The organism is Synergistes jonesii (genome assembly GCF_000712295.1).
Taxonomy (GTDB): domain Bacteria; phylum Synergistota; class Synergistia; order Synergistales; family Synergistaceae; genus Synergistes; species Synergistes jonesii.
Genome location: NZ_JMKI01000038.1, coordinates 16,526 through 34,564, shown reverse-complemented (window position 1 = coordinate 34,564; position 18,039 = coordinate 16,526). Strand labels below are relative to the sequence as shown.

16 protein-coding genes are annotated in these 18,039 nt (G+C 58.9%); 13 read left to right on the top strand and 3 right to left on the bottom strand.

The window, feature by feature from the left end; genetic code table 11:
• Positions 1-224 precede the first annotated feature (224 nt).
• The 13 genes from EH55_RS13605 to EH55_RS10170 all read left to right on the top strand — a co-directional run bounded on the left by EH55_RS13605 (position 225) and on the right by EH55_RS10170 (position 13,191).
• Complete coding sequence (locus EH55_RS13605) at positions 225-1,895, top strand: glycosyltransferase family 39 protein (RefSeq protein ID WP_051682827.1); 1,671 nt, start codon at positions 225-227, stop codon at positions 1,893-1,895.
• Positions 1,896-3,059 (top strand): DegT/DnrJ/EryC1/StrS family aminotransferase, encoded by a 1,164-nt coding sequence (locus tag EH55_RS10225; protein WP_037977507.1) that lies wholly within the window; start codon positions 1,896-1,898, stop codon positions 3,057-3,059.
• The gene (locus tag EH55_RS10220; RefSeq protein ID WP_037977505.1) at positions 3,056-4,018 is read left to right on the top strand and encodes a glycosyltransferase; all 963 of its coding nucleotides are present in this window, start codon (positions 3,056-3,058) and stop codon (positions 4,016-4,018) included. Before EH55_RS10225 ends, EH55_RS10220 begins: the two co-directional genes overlap by 4 nt.
• On the top strand, positions 4,015-4,893 hold the full coding sequence (locus EH55_RS13955) for a formyltransferase (protein ID WP_037977501.1): 879 nt from the start codon (positions 4,015-4,017) through the stop codon (positions 4,891-4,893). Before EH55_RS10220 ends, EH55_RS13955 begins: the two co-directional genes overlap by 4 nt.
• Entirely contained in the window at positions 4,890-5,912 is a 1,023-nt protein-coding gene (locus EH55_RS13950; protein ID WP_081839550.1) for a bifunctional UDP-4-keto-pentose/UDP-xylose synthase, read from the top strand. Before EH55_RS13955 ends, EH55_RS13950 begins: the two co-directional genes overlap by 4 nt.
• Positions 5,912-6,811 (top strand): polysaccharide deacetylase family protein, encoded by a 900-nt coding sequence (locus EH55_RS10205; RefSeq protein WP_037977498.1) that lies wholly within the window; start codon positions 5,912-5,914, stop codon positions 6,809-6,811. The genes EH55_RS13950 and EH55_RS10205 overlap by 1 nt, the downstream gene beginning before the upstream one ends.
• 1 nt (position 6,812) lies before the next feature.
• On the top strand, positions 6,813-7,187 hold the full coding sequence (locus tag EH55_RS13595) for a DMT family transporter (protein WP_051682826.1): 375 nt from the start codon (positions 6,813-6,815) through the stop codon (positions 7,185-7,187).
• A gap of 13 nt (positions 7,188-7,200) precedes the next feature.
• A complete protein-coding gene (locus tag EH55_RS10195) occupies positions 7,201-8,538 on the top strand; it encodes a UDP-glucose dehydrogenase family protein (protein ID WP_037977496.1) in 1,338 nt (445 codons plus the stop codon).
• A gap of 33 nt (positions 8,539-8,571) precedes the next feature.
• Positions 8,572-9,321, top strand: coding sequence for a gamma-glutamyl-gamma-aminobutyrate hydrolase family protein (locus EH55_RS10190; RefSeq protein WP_051682825.1), 750 nt, complete (start codon positions 8,572-8,574; stop codon positions 9,319-9,321).
• A 77-nt stretch (positions 9,322-9,398) separates the two neighbouring features.
• Positions 9,399-10,007, top strand: coding sequence for a cytidylate kinase-like family protein (locus tag EH55_RS10185; protein ID WP_037977492.1), 609 nt, complete (start codon positions 9,399-9,401; stop codon positions 10,005-10,007).
• A 61-nt stretch (positions 10,008-10,068) separates the two neighbouring features.
• On the top strand, positions 10,069-11,730 hold the full coding sequence (gene rlmN / locus EH55_RS13945; RefSeq protein WP_070110155.1) for a 23S rRNA (adenine(2503)-C(2))-methyltransferase RlmN: 1,662 nt from the start codon (positions 10,069-10,071) through the stop codon (positions 11,728-11,730).
• Positions 11,731-11,748: 18 nt separating this feature from the next.
• Complete coding sequence (locus EH55_RS10175) at positions 11,749-12,117, top strand: hypothetical protein (RefSeq protein ID WP_037977491.1); 369 nt, start codon at positions 11,749-11,751, stop codon at positions 12,115-12,117.
• Between the two features lie 324 nt (positions 12,118-12,441).
• Positions 12,442-13,191: an aspartate/glutamate racemase family protein gene (locus EH55_RS10170; protein WP_037977488.1), complete on the top strand. Its 750-nt coding sequence runs from the start codon at positions 12,442-12,444 to the stop codon at positions 13,189-13,191.
• Positions 13,192-13,286: 95 nt separating this feature from the next.
• Here the strand turns inward: EH55_RS10170 and EH55_RS10165 are convergent, their stop codons facing one another.
• The 3 genes from EH55_RS10165 to trkA form a co-directional block, all read right to left on the bottom strand.
• Entirely contained in the window at positions 13,287-14,996 is a 1,710-nt protein-coding gene (locus tag EH55_RS10165) for an adenosylcobalamin-dependent ribonucleoside-diphosphate reductase (protein ID WP_051682824.1), read from the bottom strand.
• 185 nt (positions 14,997-15,181) lie between these two features.
• Positions 15,182-16,633: a TrkH family potassium uptake protein gene (locus tag EH55_RS10160; RefSeq protein WP_037977486.1), complete on the bottom strand. Its 1,452-nt coding sequence runs from the start codon at positions 16,631-16,633 to the stop codon at positions 15,182-15,184.
• On the bottom strand, positions 16,630-18,003 hold the full coding sequence (trkA, locus tag EH55_RS10155) for a Trk system potassium transporter TrkA (protein WP_037977485.1): 1,374 nt from the start codon (positions 18,001-18,003) through the stop codon (positions 16,630-16,632). The genes EH55_RS10160 and trkA overlap by 4 nt, the downstream gene beginning before the upstream one ends.
• Positions 18,004-18,039 lie beyond the last annotated feature (36 nt).

The window sequence follows — 18,039 nt, the reverse complement described above, 5'->3', positions numbered from 1 at the left end:
GATTTTAAAGCCGTTGCACGGAAGAGACGCGCGGCGGCTTTTTCCCCGGCGGAACGCTTCGAGTATGTAAATGTTTTGTAACAACGCCGCAAAAAACGGAAGGCCGCGCCTTGCGTTTATTTTTTTAATTCGCGCCGTGGTGTATTATTATTGAGTTTGATGAGGATGACTCGCGCTGCCGCGCAGTGCGCGGGCTGCCGTGAAAAAAGAGGTGCCGTTGCCGGGTGTTTTCCCCGATATTTCGCAGAAATCTGTTTTTTGCCGCCTCCATTGCGGCTCTGCTTCTTATATATATAGCTCCGCTCGGTTCCTATCCTCTGATGGAGCCCGACGAGGGACGCTATGCGGAGATCCCGCGGGAGATGATCGAGAGCGGTAATTATATAACGCCGACGCTCAACTACGTGAAATATTTTGAGAAGCCGGCCTTTCTCTACTGGATGAACGCAGCCGCCTTCCACCTCTTCGGAGAGAACGAATTCGCTGCGCGCATCGGCTGCGCGCTCTGCGCGCTCGGAGGCGCGGCGGCCGCCGCGGTGTTGGGAGCTTTCATCTACGGCCGCGCCGCGGGCTTCCTTGCCGGCGTGGTCGCCGCGACCTCGCTCTTGTATTTTGCGATAGGCACGATAAACATAACGGACATGCCGCTGTCCTTTTTTCTTACGCTCGCCTTCGTCTCCTTCTATATAGCGCACGTCAAGGAAGAGAAAAAGTATTATCTGCTTTTTTATTTTTCCTGCGCGATGGCTCTGCTTACGAAGGGGCTGGTCGGCGTAGTGCTGCCGGGCACGGCGATCTTCTGCTACATTATAGCGACGAGGCAGTGGAAGCTTTTTTATAAGCCGCTCTGGCTGCCGGGGATAATTTTATTTTTCGCGGCGGGGGCGCCGTGGTTTTATCTCGTTTGCAGAGACAATCCAGACTTTTTCAATTTCTTCTTCGTACGCGAGCATTTCGTTCGCTACGCGACGAAGATGCACGGGCGCTACGAGCCTTTTTGGTTCTTCTTCCCGCTGATTCCCGCCGCGCTCGTGCCGTGGACGGCCTTCCTCTTCGCGCTCTTTGGTAAAGGGAGCGTCGTGCGCTCGCCGCGCGGCGGCGGGGAGCGCCGCGCCGTAGTATATCTGTTGAGCTGGTTCGCCGTGATATTGCTCTTTTTCTCCTTCTCCGATTCAAAGCTCGTCCCCTATATCGTCCCCTGCGTCCCGCCGCTCGCGATACTGATCGGCGCGGACGTCTTCAGGATGTTCGAGGATAAGGAGTGGCACGGCTTCGCTCTGCCGACGCTGGCGCTATTCAACGGGCTGCTGGGGGTCGCGCTCCTCGTCTATTCCTTCGTAGGTAAAGAGATCGCCGCGGCCGACGCGCTGCCGGTCGCTGCGAAGACCGGCTTCGCGCTGATAGCGATGCCGGCCGCGGCCTGGTACTACACTTCGCGCGGCGGAAGGGGCTTCAAGCCGGCGATAAGGGCGCTCGTCCTCTGCTCGCTGCTCTTCGTATGGGGGATAGAGGGCATTTACGGCATCGTAGCGCCTCAGCGCACCATGAGAGACGTCTCCGAGCTGATAATGAAGGAATCGGAGGGGAGCGAGACGATAGCCGCCTTCGACGAGGTGTTGCAGGGCATACCTTTTTACACTAAGCGCCGCGTGATGATGGTCGGCTCCCCCGGCGAGCTCGAATACGGCGCGGCGCAGCCGGAGGGAAGGGGCTGGTTCCTTACGAAGGAGGAGTTTATGCCCCAGTGGAATAGCGGCAAGAAAAGCTTTATACTTGTCGTGAAGAACGGCGATAGGCTTGAATACCTTTTCCCGAAGGGGAAAATTCGCGCGGCGAAGCGCTTCGACGTCGGGAAATATGTCGTTCTCTTCAACAGGGAGGAGCGCAGGGAATAAATGAGAAAAGAATTTCTGCCTTTTGCGAGGCCGAGCGTGAGCGAGGAAGCGATAGCCGACGTGGCCGATTCTATCCGCAGCGGCTGGCTCACGATGGGGCCCAAGACGATACTCTTCGAGAAAAATTTTGCCGGATACGTCGGCGCGAGCTACGCGCTCGCGGTGAATTCCGCGACGGCGGGGCTGCACTGCGCGCTGACTGCGCTGGGGATAGGCGCCGGCGACGAGGTTATAACTACCCCCATGACCTTCGCCGCAACGGCCAACGCGATACTCTTCACCGGCGCGAAACCGGTATTCGCAGACATAGACAGGGAGACTCTCGACATAGTGCCGGAAAATATAGAGCGCGCGGTCACGAAAAAGACGAAGGCCGTCATGCCGGTGCACTTCGCCGGAACGCCGTGCGATATGGACGAGATAGAGGCGATCGCTGACGCCCACGGCCTCGCCGTCGTGGAGGACGCGGCCCACGCCCTGGGGGCGGAGTACAAGGGGCGCAGGATAGGGGCCGACAGGGGCGCGCGCCGCTTGTCCGTATTCAGCTTCCACCCGACGAAGAACATCACGACGGGCGAGGGCGGCATGGTCTGCACGCAGGACGAAGATCTCGCCGAAAAAATAATGATGCTGCGCCAGAACGGGATGTCCAGGGGCGCGTGGAACCGCTACGCGGCGAAGGGCAGCGCCAACTACGACATATTCTTCCCGGGGCTGAAATACACGATGACGGACATTCAGGCCGCGATCGGCAACTCGCAGCTGCCGGAGCTGGAGAATTTCAACAGGCGCCGCGCGCGGATCGTTGCGTTCTATATGAGGGAGCTCGCTGACGTTCCCGGCATAATCCTGCCGAAACCGGCGCCGTGGGCGCATAAGCATTCGTGGCACATATTCACGCCCTTCGTCGACATCGACCTCCTCGGCTTCAGCCGCGACGAATTCATCGCGCGGATGAAGGAACGGAACATCGGCACGGCGCTGCACTATCAGGCACTGCATCTCTTCAGCTGTTACGGAGGGATCACGGGCATGGGGCGCGGCTCTCTGCCCGAGGCGGAGTACGTCTCCGACAGAATCGTCTCTCTGCCGCTATTTCCGGCGATGATCGACGAAGACGCGCACGACGTCGTCCGCGCCGTTAAAGAGGTCTGCCGCCTATGACGGAAGAAAAAAAAGTCGAAGTATCGATAGTCATTCCCGCCTACAACGAGGAGGAGTCGCTGCATAAGCTTTTTGACGAGCTGTGGCCGGTCGTGGAAAATCTCGGCCGCTCCTTCGAGGTAATATTCATAAACGACGGCAGCCGCGACGCCACCCTTTCTATTCTGCGCGGCTTCTGTGAAAAGCGCCGCGGGGTGCGCGTAATAGACCTCGGCGCGAATTTCGGCCAGCATATGGCGATAATGGCCGGCTTCGACTACGCTAGGGGAGAAAAAATAGTCACGCTCGACGCGGACCTTCAGAATCCGCCGGAGGAGATTCCGAAGCTGCTGAAGGAGATGGACGAGGGGCACGACGTCGTCGGCACATACAGAGTCGGCCGGCGCGACCCGATATTCCGCAGGGCCGCGTCCAAGTGCGTCAACAAAATCACGAACAGGATCGCCAAGCTGCACATACAGGACTACGGCTGTATGCTCCGCGGCTACGACAGGCGCATAATAGACATCATCAACGAGAGCAGGGAGACGACGACCTTCATCCCGGCGCTCGCGCAGAAATTCGCGGTCAACCCGATAGAAATCCCCGTCGCGCACCGCGAGCGTGAGCTCGGCGAATCGAAGTACGGCCTCTTCCAGCTGATAAGGCTGAACTTCGACCTAATGACGAGCTTCTCCCTAGTGCCGCTCCAGCTCGTGACGATGGCGGGGATGTTGCTCTCGGCCCTTTCCTTCCTCTTCCTTCTTTACATGTTCGTACGCCGCCTGCTGCTCGGCGTCGGCACCTGGCAGTCCTTCATAGAACAGGCCTTCGAGGCCGCGCAGTTCATCGTCAGCGGCATAACGCTCTTTGCTCTGGGGATAATAGGGGAGTACATAGGGCGCATCTACCGCGAGGTGAGCAGAAGGCCGCGCTACGCTGTTAGGAAGGTCTACGAATACGAAGGAAACGGCGAATGACGGACAGGCCGCGCATAGTCCTCTTCGCCTACAGCGAGGTCGGCTGTCTATGTCTTGAGGAGCTCCTCAGGTTGGGCGCGAACGTCGCCGGAGTTTTCACTCACGATGACGACCCTGACGAAGAGATATGGTTCCGTTCCGTCAGGGACATCGCGCTGAAAAATGGCGTGCCGGTGTGGGCGCCGAAGAAGCTCGACGAAGCCGAGATAGAGCTTTACAGATCGCTCGGGGCGGAGCTCGTCTTCTCATTCTACTACCGCGCGATGATACCGAAAAAAATCCTCGAAGCCCCGCGCCTCGGAGCCTACAACATGCACGGCGCGCTGCTGCCGAAGTACCGCGGCCGCGCCTGCGTGAACTGGGCCGTGCTGAACGGCGAGACAAAGACCGGCGCGACGCTGCACGTAATGACCGAAAAGGCCGACCGCGGCGACATAGTAGACCGCGAGGCGGTGGAGATAAAATTCACCGACAGCGCTCACGACGTTTTCATGAAGGTCGCGGAGGCGGCGCGGAAGATAATCGCGAGAAAGCTGCCGGAGCTCGAAGCGGGCACGGCGCCGCGCGTCCCGCAAAACGAAGCGGAGGCGACCTATTTCGGCCGCCGCCGTCCGGAAGACGGCCGAATAGACTGGAACAGGAGCGCCGTGGAAATCTACAACCTCGTCAGGGCCGTGACGCATCCCTTCCCCGGGGCGTTTGCTTATATCGGCGGGAGAAAGTATTATATATGGCGGGCGCGCCCGATCGAAGGCGAGGCGAAGCCGGGAGAGATCGTTTCCTACCGTCCGCTCGTCGTCGGCACCGGGGCGGGCCTTCTTAAAATTCTGAGCATCCAGCCCGAAGGCGGAGAGGAAGGGGAGTGTCTGCGGTGAAACTATTCGTTACGGGAGTCAACGGCTTCATTGGAACGCATCTTCTGGAAAGCATACTGACGAAGACGGATTGGCACGTGAGCGGCTTCGACATATCGGAGAGCAATCTGCTGCCCTATGAGTGCAGGAGCCACTTCACGTTCCGCAAGGGAGACATCTTCAAGGCCGACAAAGAGCTTGAAGAGGAAGTTATAAAGGCGGACGTCGTCATTCCGCTCGCCGGGATAGCGAAACCGGCCTATTACATCAAAAAACCCGTTTGGACGTTCGAGCTCGACTTTGAACAGAATCTGAAAATGGTGCGCCTCTGCGCCAAGTACGGCAAGAGGATAATTTTCCCGTCGACCTCCGAGGTCTACGGCATGAGTGGAGACGCCGAGCTCAAGGAGGACGAAAGCCCGCTGATCGTCGGCCCTATCGTTAAGATGCGCTGGATATACAGCTGCTCGAAGCAGATGATGGACCGCATGATAGTCGCCTACGGACAGGAGCAGGGCCTGCAGTACACGCTTTTCCGCCCGTTCAACTGGATAGGCCCGCGCCTCGACACCTTCAAGGACGCGGAAAACCATTCGGCGCGCTCGGTTACTCAGATACTCTACGACGTGATACACCGCCGCAAGGTCTCCCTCGTCAACGGCGGGGAGCAGCGCCGCAGCTTCACATGGGTGGGCGACGGCGTCGAAGGTCTCATGAAGATAATCGAAAATAAAAACAACCGCGCCGACGACGAGATATTCAACATAGGCAACCCGGCGAACAACTACTCTGTTAAGGAGCTCGCCGAGCTGGTTATAGACGAGGCGAAGAAATTCCCCAAATTCCGCGAGGCCGCGGAAAACACCGTGCTCGAGATAATCCCGTCGGCCGCGTATTACGGCAAGAGCTACGACGACATGCAGAACAGAGTGCCCTCCGTCAAAAAGATGGAGCAGAAGCTCGGCTGGAAGCCGAAGACCGGTATGCACGAGCTTCTGAACAGGACGATCGCCTGGTACGCCGAGCACGAGGATAATTAATGTCCCGCCTCGCGTTGAAGGTAGACGTCGATACCCTGCGCGGCTACACCTGCGGCGTGCCGCGCCTTCTCGACCTCTTCGCGAAACATCGTATACGCGCAAGCATATTCTTCTCCTTCGGCCCGGATAACTCCGGCAAAGCGATAAGAAGGATATTCCGCCCGGGCTTCGTCTCGAAGATGCTGCGCACGAAAGCGCCTTCGACCTACGGATGGAAGACCCTTATGTACGGCACGCTTCTGCCGGCGCCGCTGATAGTGCCGTCTGACCCCTCGATCCTGCGCCGCGCGTACGACGAGGGGCACGAGACCGGCGTGCACGCCTGGGACCACGTTTACCTGCAGGACCGCCTCGGCGGAGTATCGAAGGAGGAATATCTCTCGCTCTACGAAAAGGCGCGCGCGCTTTACGCCGGGATATGCGGCCGCGATCCTGATATAGTGGCCGCGCCCGGCTGGCAGGTATCCCGCGCGGTGCTGGAAGCCGAACAGGAGCTCGGCGTCGCGTGGGCGAGCGACGTGCGCGGCTTTTCGCCTTTTCTGCCGCGCTTCGAGGGGCGGGACTACCGCGTGCCGCAGATACCCACCACGCTGCCGACGATGGACGAAATCTACGGGCTCCCCGGCATAAACGACGTGACTCTGCCCAAAGCATGGCTCGACGGGATGGACAAGGAATGGAACGTGCTGACGCTCCACGCCGAGATGGAGGGGATATCGAAGCTCACGCTCTTGGAAAATTTCCTGAACATGGCGCGCGCGCTCGGCGTCGAATTCCATACTCTCGGCGAATACGCGAAGGAAGCGCCGCTCCCGCGCTGCGCTATAGTCGCGGGCAAGCTCGAAGGGCGCGCCGGCAGACTTGCGCTCCAGCAGGAAATCCCCGCGGAGGAGCGATAGAATGATCGAAAAAACGACACTCGCGCTGATACTCGCCTCCGCCGCGACGAACGCGCTCGGCAGCAGCGTCATGAAGCACGCCTACGGGGGGCGCGGCGACCTGCTCTCTTCCGGCGTGGTCGGCGCATTCCTGAAAATCGCGCTGAACCCGTGGATAGCGCTCGGGCTTTCGCTCTTCGGGGCCTCTTTCTTCTTCATGGCCGCCGCACTTTCGCGAGCCGAACTGACCTTCGCCTATCCGCTGATGTCCGGCGTCGTCTACCTTCTGCTGCTTGTGATAGGCTTTTTCATATTCCACGAGAATATAACTTTAATGCGCGTCGGTGGCATGGCTCTCATCATCGCGGGGATAACCATGCTCGCGGCGCAAAGTTAGGAGAAATTAATATATGGACATCTGCGTCGTAGGGACGGGCTACGTCGGCCTCGTCACCGGCACCTGCTTTGCCGAAAAGGGAAATAAAGTCTGCTGCGTGGATATAGACGAGGAACGCGTGGCCAAGCTGAAGGGCGGCGTCTGCCCCATCTATGAGCCGGGGCTCGGCGAGCTTATCGAAAAAAATGTGCGCGCAGGGCGCCTCTCATTCTCCACCGATATAAAGGACGGGCTCGACGGTACGCAGCTCTGCTTCATCGCGGTCGGCACGCCGCCGGCCGACGACGGGCGAGCCGACTTAGCGCAGGTGCTCGCGGCGGTCGACGGCATAGCGTCGGCCCTCACCCATTCCTGCCGCATCGTCGTCAAATCGACCGTGCCGGTCGGCACGGGGACACTGCTCTGCCGCCGCATAAAGAATCATCTGCGCGAACGCGGCATGGAAAAGATAGACCTCGAGGTGCTCTCGAATCCGGAGTTCCTCAAGGAGGGAATGGCGATAGAGGACTGCCTTCATCCCGACCGCGTCGTGATAGGCGCGGCGAGCGAAGAGGCGCGCGCCGTGATGCGCGAACTGTACCTCCCCTTCGCCGACGAAAGCAGGATAATCTTCATGGACCCCGCCTCCGCCGAGATAACGAAGTACGCCGCTAACACTATGCTCGCGGCGCGCATCAGCTTTATGAACGAGATAGCGCAGCTCTGCGACAGGGTCGGAGCCGACGTGCTCTCGGTGAAAAGGGGGATGGCCTCCGACCGCAGGATCGGCGAATTTTTCCTCGACGCCGGCTGTGGATACGGCGGCTCATGCTTCCCTAAGGACGTGCAGGCGCTCTGCTGCATAGGCGAGGCTCAGGGGCTCGACATGACGATGGCCTCCGCGGTGGGCAAGGTGAACCGCAAGCAGAAGCAGCAGCTGCATATGATGATGCGCGTGCGCTTCGGCGCCGAGATGGAGGGCCTCACAGCCGCTATCATGGGGCTCTCCTTCAAGCCTCGGACCGACGATATGCGCGAGGCCCCGTCGCGGACGCTGATTCACGGATTGCTGAACTGCGGCGCGTCGGTGCGCGCCTACGACCCGATCGCGATGGCTGAAGCCAAAAAGCTGCTGCCTTCGGTCGTGAAGTACGCGCCGGACGTCGAAACGCTGCTTTCCGGCGCGGATTGCGCGGCGATCGTCACGGAGTGGCAGGAATTCAAGGACGCCGACTGGCAAAGGCTCGGCGCTTTGATGAAGAGGAAAATCGTTTTCGACGGGCGCAACATCTGCGACCCGTGCAGGATGCGCTCGCTCGGCTTTGAATATTACTGCATCGGCAGGAACATGACCCCCAAGGGGCGCGGCTGAGCCGCGTCCCCTTGCGCGGCGGGGAGGCGGGCTATGAGGCCGCTGATAGCGATTGCATCAGTACCTTTCAAACATTGCTATTCCGAAATAGAGCTCAAGGCGATGGAGAGGGAAGAGCTCGAATACTTCTGGCTGCTGGCGCGCCTTACGGAAAAAATAATTTCCGGCGTGCGCGCAGCGGGAGGAGTGCCGGCGCTTCTTTCCGCGTCGGACGGCGAAGCGGAGATAAGCTCGCTGCTCGAACGCTTCGACGCCTTCCTCTTCAGCGGAGGCAGCGATATAACGCCGTCGTTTTACGGCGAAGGGGACTGCGGCAGCGTAGCGCCCGACGCGGAGCGCGACGCCTTCGAGCTTCCGCTCTGCCGCGCCGTGCTCGCTGCCGACAAGCCGGTGCTGGGGATATGCCGAGGCTGCCAGATGCTCAACGCGGCGGCCGGCGGCACGCTGATACAGCACCTGCCCGACGTAGACGAAAAATTTGCGCTGCACCGCAGGCCCGACGTCATGAAGGGGTACGTCCACGACGTCAGGCTGTTGCGGCCGGAGCTCTTCGCGGGGCGCAGCGGCGTAATGAGCGTCAACTCGATGCACCATCAGGCGGTCGGACGGCTCGGGGAAGGCGTGGAAGCCGCCGCCGAAGCCGAAGGCGGCGTCGTCGAGGCGATATTCTTCCCGTCGAAGAAATTTGCGCTCGGCGTGCAGTGGCACCCCGAGTGCTTAGCAGGATGCGACCCAGTACAGCGCGCGATATTCGCAGCACTCGTAGCACGCGCGCGAAAATAATTTTTTTCGCTTTTATATCTTCGGCTGAATTCACGGTATAATATATCAAAATCAACGGCAAGAAAGGACTGAAGGGCATGGAAAAGAAGATAATAACGATAAGCAGACAGTTCGGGAGCGGCGGGCACGAAGTCGGGATGAAGCTTGCGCAGAAGCTCGGCGTAAAGTTTTACGACAAAGAGCTCGTCGATATGCTTGCGAAGGACGGGAAGTACAACGCCGACTTCATCGAGGCGAACGAAGAAAAATGCTCGCCGCCGATGTGTCCTGTCATGCCGGGCTTTTCTATGCCAGTTTTCTATCAGGACCTTCCGTCGGACCTCATCTACAAGGGACAGTCGAAGCTGATAAGGACCCTCGCTGAGCGCGGCCCGTGCGTCGTCGTAGGGCGCTGCGCGGACTACATCCTGCGCAACATGAACCCCGTCAACTGCTTCGTATACGGCAGCCTGGAAGCCCGCGTCAACAGAAAAATGTCGATGATCCCCGAAGGTCTCAGCTTCACGCGCGAAGAGATAAAAAAGCGCGTCATCGACGTCGACAAGAAACGCGCGAAATATCATGAGTTCTACACCGATAAGAGATGGGGGCGCATGGAAGACTACGACCTCTGCGTCAACACGGATAAGGTAGGAATCGAAGGCGCGGTCGAAACGATCGCCGCCTACGTCGAACACTGCAAATAAAAATATTTCGCGCCGGACCGCTATTCGGCCCGGCGCTTCGATTGAAAGAGTGGAAGCGTCGATGGCAGAAAAAAAATACGCGCTCGATTTTGATTTCGGCGAATGGGAAAAATATATCACGGAGTCGCTCGGGGAGCCCAAATTCAGGGCCGGACAGATATGCGGCTGGCTCTGGCAAAAGCGCGTCTGCGACCCGGCCGAGATGACGAATCTCTCGAAGGAGCTGCGCGCCGAGCTGGCCGAGAAGCTGGATTTCGCCTGCCCTGCGCTTGTGCGCGAACAGCGCTCGCGCGACGGCACGAAAAAATTTCTGTGGCGGCTTCGCGACGGAGAGACGGTCGAATCTGTGCTGATAAAGGAGGGCGACCGCCTTACGCTCTGCGTATCGACGCAGGTCGGCTGCCCGCTGCATTGCTCCTTCTGCGCGACGGGGCTCTCTGGGTTCGCTCGCAACCTCAGCGCCGGCGAGATCGCCGGGCAGTTGCTCGCGGCCGAGAAACAGATAGGGCGCGAAATCAACAACGTCGTCTATATGGGGATGGGGGAGCCCCTTCTGAACGTGGATTCCGTCCTTAAATCCGTGAGGATGCTCAACGATCCCAAAATGCGCAATCTCGGAAGACGCCACATCACTATATCAACCTCCGGCGTCATACCCGGCATCGAAGAGCTTGCGGCGTCGGGGCTCGGCGTGCGCCTCGCGGTTTCGCTGCACGCGGCCGACGACGAGCTGAGGAGCTTGCTGATGCCCGTCAACCAGACGTACCCGGCCTCCGAGCTGCGCGACGCGATGCAGAAATATCAGGCCGCCACGGGCGACCGCATAACGATAGAATACGCGCTTTTCGGCGGCGTCAACGACGGCGTCGAGCGAGCGAGAGAACTAGTACGCTACCTAAAAGGCATACACGTCTTCGTCAACCTGATTCCTGCGAACGACGTCGCCGGACGCTGCGAAAAGCCGAAGGCCGAGGATGTGCTGCGCTTCCGCAGCGTGCTCGAGAGCGCCGGCTTCGAGTGCGAGATTCGCTCCGAGCGCGGCGCGGACATCGACGCCGCGTGCGGACAGCTGCGCCGCAAAGCGCATGGCGGAGAGGCGGCGCCCGAAGGCGGAGCCCGCACGCTCGCGAAGGCCGCCGTGCCGCCGCGCGTCGATAAGAGCGACGAATGGAAAGAAAAAAGTGCCGCGCGCGTAAAGGGCGCGAAAAAAGATTTTCCCGCGCTCCGCGCGAATGAAAAGAAAAAAGCTTTCAGCCCCTCTGGCGGCTTCGTCGCGTATCCAGGCAAACGCGTCCGTGCGCAGCGACCGGCCGGCGAAAAAAGTTACGGCGCCCCGAACTTTGGAGAAAAGCGCGGCGGCCGTGGTAACGCGCGCGATTTTGAGACGCCCCTCGGAGCGAGGAGCAGAGACGAGCACGCTGAACTCCGCCGCGGAGGAAAGACGGACGAAGCCCGCCAAGACCACAGGACGCGGCGCGAAGAAGAAAATCATTTCGAACGCGGCGTAGCCGCGAAGCACGGCTACGCAGAAGCGCGCGCGGAAAAATTCGACACGCGTCGGCCGCGTAAAAGCGGAAGTTGCGCGCCGGAAAAAGATTCTTCTCGCCAGCGGCCGCGCGGCAAAGCGAAAAACGGCGCCGGGCGCGGCGCTGCGGACGCCGACAGTGCGTTCTGGAAGTTTTATCTCCGCCCGAAGAAGTCCGCGCGCGGCAAAAAACCATAGAATCGAGGAAGATAAAGCATGCTGTGGTTTATCTTGATCCTGCTGATGGGGACCTTTGTATTCGGCCTCGCCTTTCCGGCGATGATTCTCATCGTCGGCGTAGTCGGCGTGATTCTCTGCCTATTGCTAATCTACAAAATCCTGACGGGCGGGATATCCTACATTTCAATGGAGCACAGGCTGCCGGACGACGCTGCGGACGAAGAGCCGGAAGCGCACGAGCGGCGCAGGATATACGCGGAAGAGCCTCCGAACGGTTTCTCGACGGCGCGCAGTTACAGCGACGCCACGAACGTGGCCGCGAGTGAGAAGGATATGGAAGAGGCAGGCGAGGTAGTAGAACTGCCGCCGACCGCGCTCAGAAAAGACGACGAATCGGCGGACTGATTCAATTCGGACGCTGTAAAAATTTCAAATATGCGGCCTATAACGCCGCACGAAAAGGCCGACGCGCCGTTTGCGCGCGCCGGCTTCGGCGTATAGCTCTTAACTTTTTGCAGATGATGGCGTCCGTCATTAAACCCTTTTAAATCGGGAAGTATCCTCAGCCGCTTGGCTTGCTCTCCCATATATGTTGAAGAAAATACCGCTTAAACTGTGGATATTTATGTTGATTTTGTAAAATTTTATATTTTTCTTTTGTATTATTGACATATATATATTATCTATGCTAAATTACACAACATCACGAGCTTTTAAGGGGGAGAAGATATGCCTTTTTATAAGATCAAATCAAAATCGCGCTCCTGGGATGGGGAGCCTATCGGAATACTCATACTCGACGCGGCCTATCCCTGCGTCCCGGGGAATGTCGGAAACGCGACGACATTCCCCTTTCCGGTGCGCTACCACGAGGTGCGCGGCGCGTCGATCGACCGGCTTCTCAATCAGCGCGACCCCGCCCTGCTGGCCCCCTTCATAGAAGGCGCGCAGAAACTTGAGGCCGAGGGAGTGCGCGCGATAACGGGAGCCTGCGGCTTCATGGCGCTTTTTCAGCAGGAGATAGCCGATTCCGTCGATATACCGGTATTAATGTCGAGCATGCTTCAGGTCCCCTTCATCGTGCGCACATTGAAGCGGGGCAAAAAGGTCGGGATAATCTCGGCAAACGCCTCCGTGATGACCGACCGCCATCTGCGCAGCGTCGGCATAACTCCCGATATGCCCGTCGTCCTTTACGGGATGGAGGATAAGTACGAGTTCCGCTCCTCCGTGCTCGAAGAAAAGGGGACGATGGACACGGACGTCATAGAGCGCGAAATACTCGAGGTCTGCGACAAAATGCTCGCCGAAAACCCCGAGGTGGCCGCGATACAGCTCGAATGCAGCGACTTGCCGCCCTTCGCCGCGGCGGTCCACCGCCATACGGGGCTTCCCGTTTTTGACTTTATAACGATGATAAGGCATTACGAAAGCGCGCTGAACCCCACGGAGTATGTAGGCGGACATTACGCAATGTAAAATCAGTTGAAACGTAAATGAGATCCGCCGCAGAGAAATAACAGGCAGAAAAGCCGGCGCGCCCGAACGGCGCGCCGGCTTCTATATTTTTCTTTCTAATAGGATCTCTTCAGAACGAAGCGCGGCTTTGCAGCGGAGGGCGGGAGCGCGTTTTTTTCTTTTTTCTCGATTCGCGCGTTTTCTTGGGCGCTCTTTTCAAGGGCTTTTTCTTCGTCTTCTTTTGTGTAGAGGACCTGGCTCTGCTTAGAGCCGTCGCGGTATATCGTTATGCCCTTGCAGCCTTCCTTCCATGCGAGGGTGTAGGCGCCTATCACATCCTTCACTCCGCATTCGTGCCGCAGGTTGATCGTCTTCGACACCGCAAGGTCGGTATATTTCTGAAAGCTCCCCTGCATGCGCACGTGCGCGGCCGGCGAAATGTCGTGCGACGTGACGAAGACCTTCTTCATCGTCTCTTCGTCGAGGCCTTCCTTCCTCGCCTCTTCGTAGCAGCGGTTCACCTGCTTCATGACGACCTTTTTGCCGTCTATTTGGGTGCGCACGCGCGTGTGTTCGAGCGCGAAGAGCGGCTCGATGCCGGAGGAGCAGCCGGCGAGCAGCGCGATCGTCCCCGTCGGGGCGATGCAGGTCAGAGTCGCGTTGCGGCGTCCGAGGTGCGCCAGCGTCTCAGGCACGCCCTTTTCCCTGCCGAGTTCGACAGACGTCTCGCACGCCGTCTCGCGAATCGTCCTCATAATATTTTCCGCGAGCGCCAATGCCTCTTCGCTGTCGTAAGGCACGCGCAGCCTGAAGAGCAAGTCCGCCCATCCCATCACGCCGAGCCCTATCTTGCGCGTCTGCTTCACAGCCTGCGATATCTCCGGCAGCGGGTAGTCGTTTATCTCTATCACGTCGTCGAGGAAGCGCGCCGCGACGGCGGCGACGCCGCGCAGCGTCTCGTAGTCGAACTCGCCGTCCCTGACCAGCAGCGAAAGGTTTATCGAGCCGAGGTTGCAGGCCTCGTTCGGGTAAAGAGGCGATTCTCCGCAGGGGTTCGTCGCAGTCAGCTCTCCGAGCTCCGGCGTGGTGTTGCCGCGGTTTATCGCGTCGAGGAATATGATGCCGGGATCGCCAGTGCGCCACGCCGAATCCGCTATCTCCGCAAGCAGCGCCGCTTCATCGCCGCAGGGGTTTTCTTCGGCCTTCTTCATGAAGCTGTCGGATACGCCAACCGAGATGTTGAAGTTCGTGATCGTGCCGTCCTTGTCCTTGCAATGGATGAACTTTCTGATGTCGGGGTGGTCTATGTTCAATATGCCCATGTTCGCGCCGCGCCGCATGCCGCCCTGCTGGACGGTCTCCGTCGCCTTGTCGAAAAGCCCCATGAAGGAGACCGGGCCGGAAGCGCGCCCGTTGGTGCTGTTTACCTTGGCGCCCTCGCTGCGCAGCTTTGAGAAATTGAAGCCGGTGCCGCCGCCGCTCTTGTGTATCAGCATCTGCTTGCGCAGAGCCTCGCAGATGCTGTCCATCGAATCCTCTACGCCGACGACGAAGCAGGCGGCGAGCTGCCCGTGCGGCGACGGGCGCCCGGCGTTCATAAGGGTCGGACTGTTGGGCATGAAGAGCAGCTTCGCCATGATCTCGTAGAACTCATCGGCCCATTTGTACTGAAGGGGAAGCGTGCGCTCCGCCCCGGCGACGTGCGTCGCCACGCGCCGCAGCATCTCTTCAGGCTTCTCAATGGGATTTCTGTTTTCGTCGCGCCATAGGTAACGGTCGCGTAGAATATCCCTCGCCGATTGGCTGAACGCAGGTTTAATGATCATGATGACGGAGACCTCCAAAATAAAGCCATTTTATATAACGTACGGGGCAAATCCGTGACTAAGGCTATGATAACAATTATTCTTGATTTTGAAAAGCGAAAAACACTATATCTATTGACAACTTATCCACAAAACACTATCGGTAGCGTGTTAATAAATTGTGGATAAGAATATCCGAGAGGGCTTTACTTTCTCCACATATCCCTGCTGAAGAGCACCAGCACGGTATAGAGCTCAAGTCTTCCGCAGAGCATATCGAATGTGTATATCCATTTCGCGAAGGCGCTCTGCTCGGCGAAGTTGCATACGGGCCCGACGTCGGCGAGTCCGGGGCCGACGTTGCACAGAGTGGCGGAGACCGCGCTTATCGAGGTCACGATGTCGTTGCCGCAGAGGCTGACGGCGAGAGAGGAGACGCCCCATATTATGATGAAGGTGGCGATGAAGCAGGCTGAAGAGGCCACCATAGAGGGATTCGCGGTGCCGTTGCTCTGGAATATCGCGACGACCGCGTTCGGGTGAATCATTTTTTTGAGCTCCGCGATAGATTCTTTTATCACGACTTGAAAGCGGACGCATTTGATAGCTCCGGCCGTTGAGCCGGCGCAGCCTCCGAGCAGCATCAGCGCGAGCAGAGTCAGCTGCGTAAACATGGGCCACTTGCCGTAGTCCGCGGTGACGAAGCCCGTCGTCGTCATGATGCTTACGACCTGGAAGAGAGAATAGCGCAATGCCTGGAAGAAGTTTTTGAATACGCCGTCGCGCAGGAGGACCGCGCAGATCATTAGAGTGGCGCCCAGCGCGACCGCCGTGTAAAAATGGAATTCGGAATCTTTATACGGCCTGAAGCTCCTTCCCCGCAGCGCCGCTAAGTGCAGGTTGAAATTCGCGCCGGCTATGAACATTACGAACGTGAGTACGTAGTCGATATACGCGGAATCGTAGTAGGCTACGCTTGCGTTGTGGGTGGAGAAGCCGCCGGTCGATACGGCGGCGAAGGTGTGCGCTATCGCGTTATATAAGGTCATGCCGCCGGCGACGAGCAGCAGAGCGCTTACGACGGTCAGCCCCATGTAAAGGCGCCAGAGCATCACAGCCATCTCGGCGATCCGCGGATATGTCTTTTCCAGGCTCGGGCCAGGGCTTTCAGCTTTGAAAAGCTGCGTCATGTTCACGCCGAGCAGGGGAAGCATCGCTATCACTAGGACGACGATGCCCATGCCGCCGAGCCACTGCGTCTGCGCCCTCCACATCAGTATGCCGCGCGGCACAGGCTCGATGTCGCGCATTACCGTCGCTCCGGTCGTCGTGAAACCCGACATCGCCTCGAAGTAGGCGTCTGTGAAGGAAGGGATGTAGCCGCTGAAGATGTAGGGCATACAGCCTATCAGCGAAGCCACTACCCAGGAAAACGCTACTCCGGCTATTGCTTCGCGCGAGCCGAGGTCCTCCTTTTTCGCTCCTTTTCCCAAAATGAAAAAGGCGGCGGATATAGCTGTTCCCACTAAGGCGGAAAGGAAAAAGGCGGAAGCGTCCTCCGTGCCGTCGGCGAGGGCCCAGAAAAGGGGGAAGATGAGAGAGGCGGTTATCGTAAACGCAAGTATCGACAAGAAGCGTGCGACTATTTTATAGTTCAAAGCTTTTCCTCTCCGAAGGGGCGCATCGCAGCGTTTATCACCGATGCTGTGCCGAAGAGGACGATCTTATCCCCGGCATTCAATACCGTGTGCCCCGTCGGTATGAACATCTCGTTGTTGCGTTCGAGGAGCCCGATTATAGAGCCCTGAGGCATACGCAGCTCTATCAGGCTTTTGCCGGCGGCCGAGGCTTTGGGCGGTATCGTTATCTCGACCGCCTCGGCGCTTATCTCCTCCATTACCGTGAGGACGCGCGAAGAGCCCGGGTAGCGGACGCTGCGCGTTATCGCGTCGGCAAGGGTCTGGTTCCTGTTGACTATCGCGTCGACGGGTATGTGGCTCGTCATTTCAAGATATGTCGGGCGTTGGACGACCGCTATGCTCTTCGAGGCGCCGAGCGTCTTGGCGAGGACCGCGAGCATCAGATTCGTTTCGTCGTGGTCCGTCGCGGCGACGTAGCCGTCGGCCTCGGCGATGCCTTCCATGCGCAGGAATTCCGTATCGGAGCCGTCCGCGCAGAGCAGCATCGCGTCGGGCAGCTCTCCGGCGAGCTTTTCGCATTTCGTCCTCTCAAGGTCGATTATCCTGAGGTCGATGCCGCGGATATGCGAGAGAAGGCGCGCCGCGGTCTGAAAGCCGACCTTGCCCGCTCCGACGATGAAGACCTTTTTCAGCTTTTTTGATTTTTTCGGCTGGAAGAGGCGCTCGACTTCGAGGACCGTCGAGCGGTAGCATACGGTGTAGCATACGTCGCCCTGCTGTAGCCTCTCCGACGCCCTAGGCACGAAGGATTCTTCGCCGCGCTTTATGCATACGACGAGCATGACGAGCTGGGGATTGTCTCTGCGCATTTCGAGCAGCGACAGGTCGACGAGCGGGGATTCCTGAGCAATGCGGAAGACGTAGATGCCGGCGCGTCCCCCGGCTATTTCGTTCGCGTGTATCGCGGAGCGGACTTCAAGAAGCTCTTCGATCTCCTTTGCGACGGAGCGCTCGGGAGAGACCAGCATATCTATACCCAGCCCGCGGGCCCAGCCTTCGTTGTCGGTGAACTCCAGCCCGACCGCGCGTGCGATGACGTGCGGCACCCCCATCCGCTTGGCTATCCAGCAGGCCATAAGGTTGACCTCGTCCCTGTTGGTGCAGGCTATCAGCATCGAAACTTCCGTGCCGTCCTGGGCTATCCCCGCTTTGGCTAGGACGCTCGGGCGCGCGCCGTTCCCGCGGACGACCATGACGTCGAGAGTGCTTTCCGCGCGGTCCGCCCTCTCGTTGTTTTCCTCGATTATAACTATGTCGTGTCCGTCCGCCGACAGATTTTTCGCGACGCTGTAGCCAACTTCTCCGGCGCCCACAAGAACGATTCTCAAAACGCCCCTCAGTCCCTTCGCGGCTGTATCAACAAA

Excerpts from the sequence above, each read along its gene's own strand:
- EH55_RS10190 (WP_051682825.1), top strand. The coding sequence starts at position 8,572 with ATGAGGCCGCTGATAGCGATTGCATCAGTACCTTTCAAACATTGCTAT.
- rlmN (WP_070110155.1), top strand. The coding sequence starts at position 10,069 with ATGGCAGAAAAAAAATACGCGCTCGATTTTGATTTCGGCGAATGGGAA.
- EH55_RS13955 (WP_037977501.1), top strand. The coding sequence starts at position 4,015 with ATGACGGACAGGCCGCGCATAGTCCTCTTCGCCTACAGCGAGGTCGGC.
- EH55_RS13595 (WP_051682826.1), top strand. The coding sequence starts at position 6,813 with ATGATCGAAAAAACGACACTCGCGCTGATACTCGCCTCCGCCGCGACG.
- EH55_RS10220 (WP_037977505.1), top strand. The coding sequence starts at position 3,056 with ATGACGGAAGAAAAAAAAGTCGAAGTATCGATAGTCATTCCCGCCTAC.
- EH55_RS10170 (WP_037977488.1), top strand. The coding sequence starts at position 12,442 with ATGCCTTTTTATAAGATCAAATCAAAATCGCGCTCCTGGGATGGGGAG.
- EH55_RS10195 (WP_037977496.1), top strand. The coding sequence starts at position 7,201 with ATGGACATCTGCGTCGTAGGGACGGGCTACGTCGGCCTCGTCACCGGC.
- EH55_RS10175 (WP_037977491.1), top strand. The coding sequence starts at position 11,749 with ATGCTGTGGTTTATCTTGATCCTGCTGATGGGGACCTTTGTATTCGGC.
- EH55_RS10185 (WP_037977492.1), top strand. The coding sequence starts at position 9,399 with ATGGAAAAGAAGATAATAACGATAAGCAGACAGTTCGGGAGCGGCGGG.
- EH55_RS10165 (WP_051682824.1), bottom strand. The coding sequence starts at position 14,996 with ATGATCATTAAACCTGCGTTCAGCCAATCGGCGAGGGATATTCTACGC.
- EH55_RS10225 (WP_037977507.1), top strand. The coding sequence starts at position 1,896 with ATGAGAAAAGAATTTCTGCCTTTTGCGAGGCCGAGCGTGAGCGAGGAA.
- EH55_RS10205 (WP_037977498.1), top strand. The coding sequence starts at position 5,912 with ATGTCCCGCCTCGCGTTGAAGGTAGACGTCGATACCCTGCGCGGCTAC.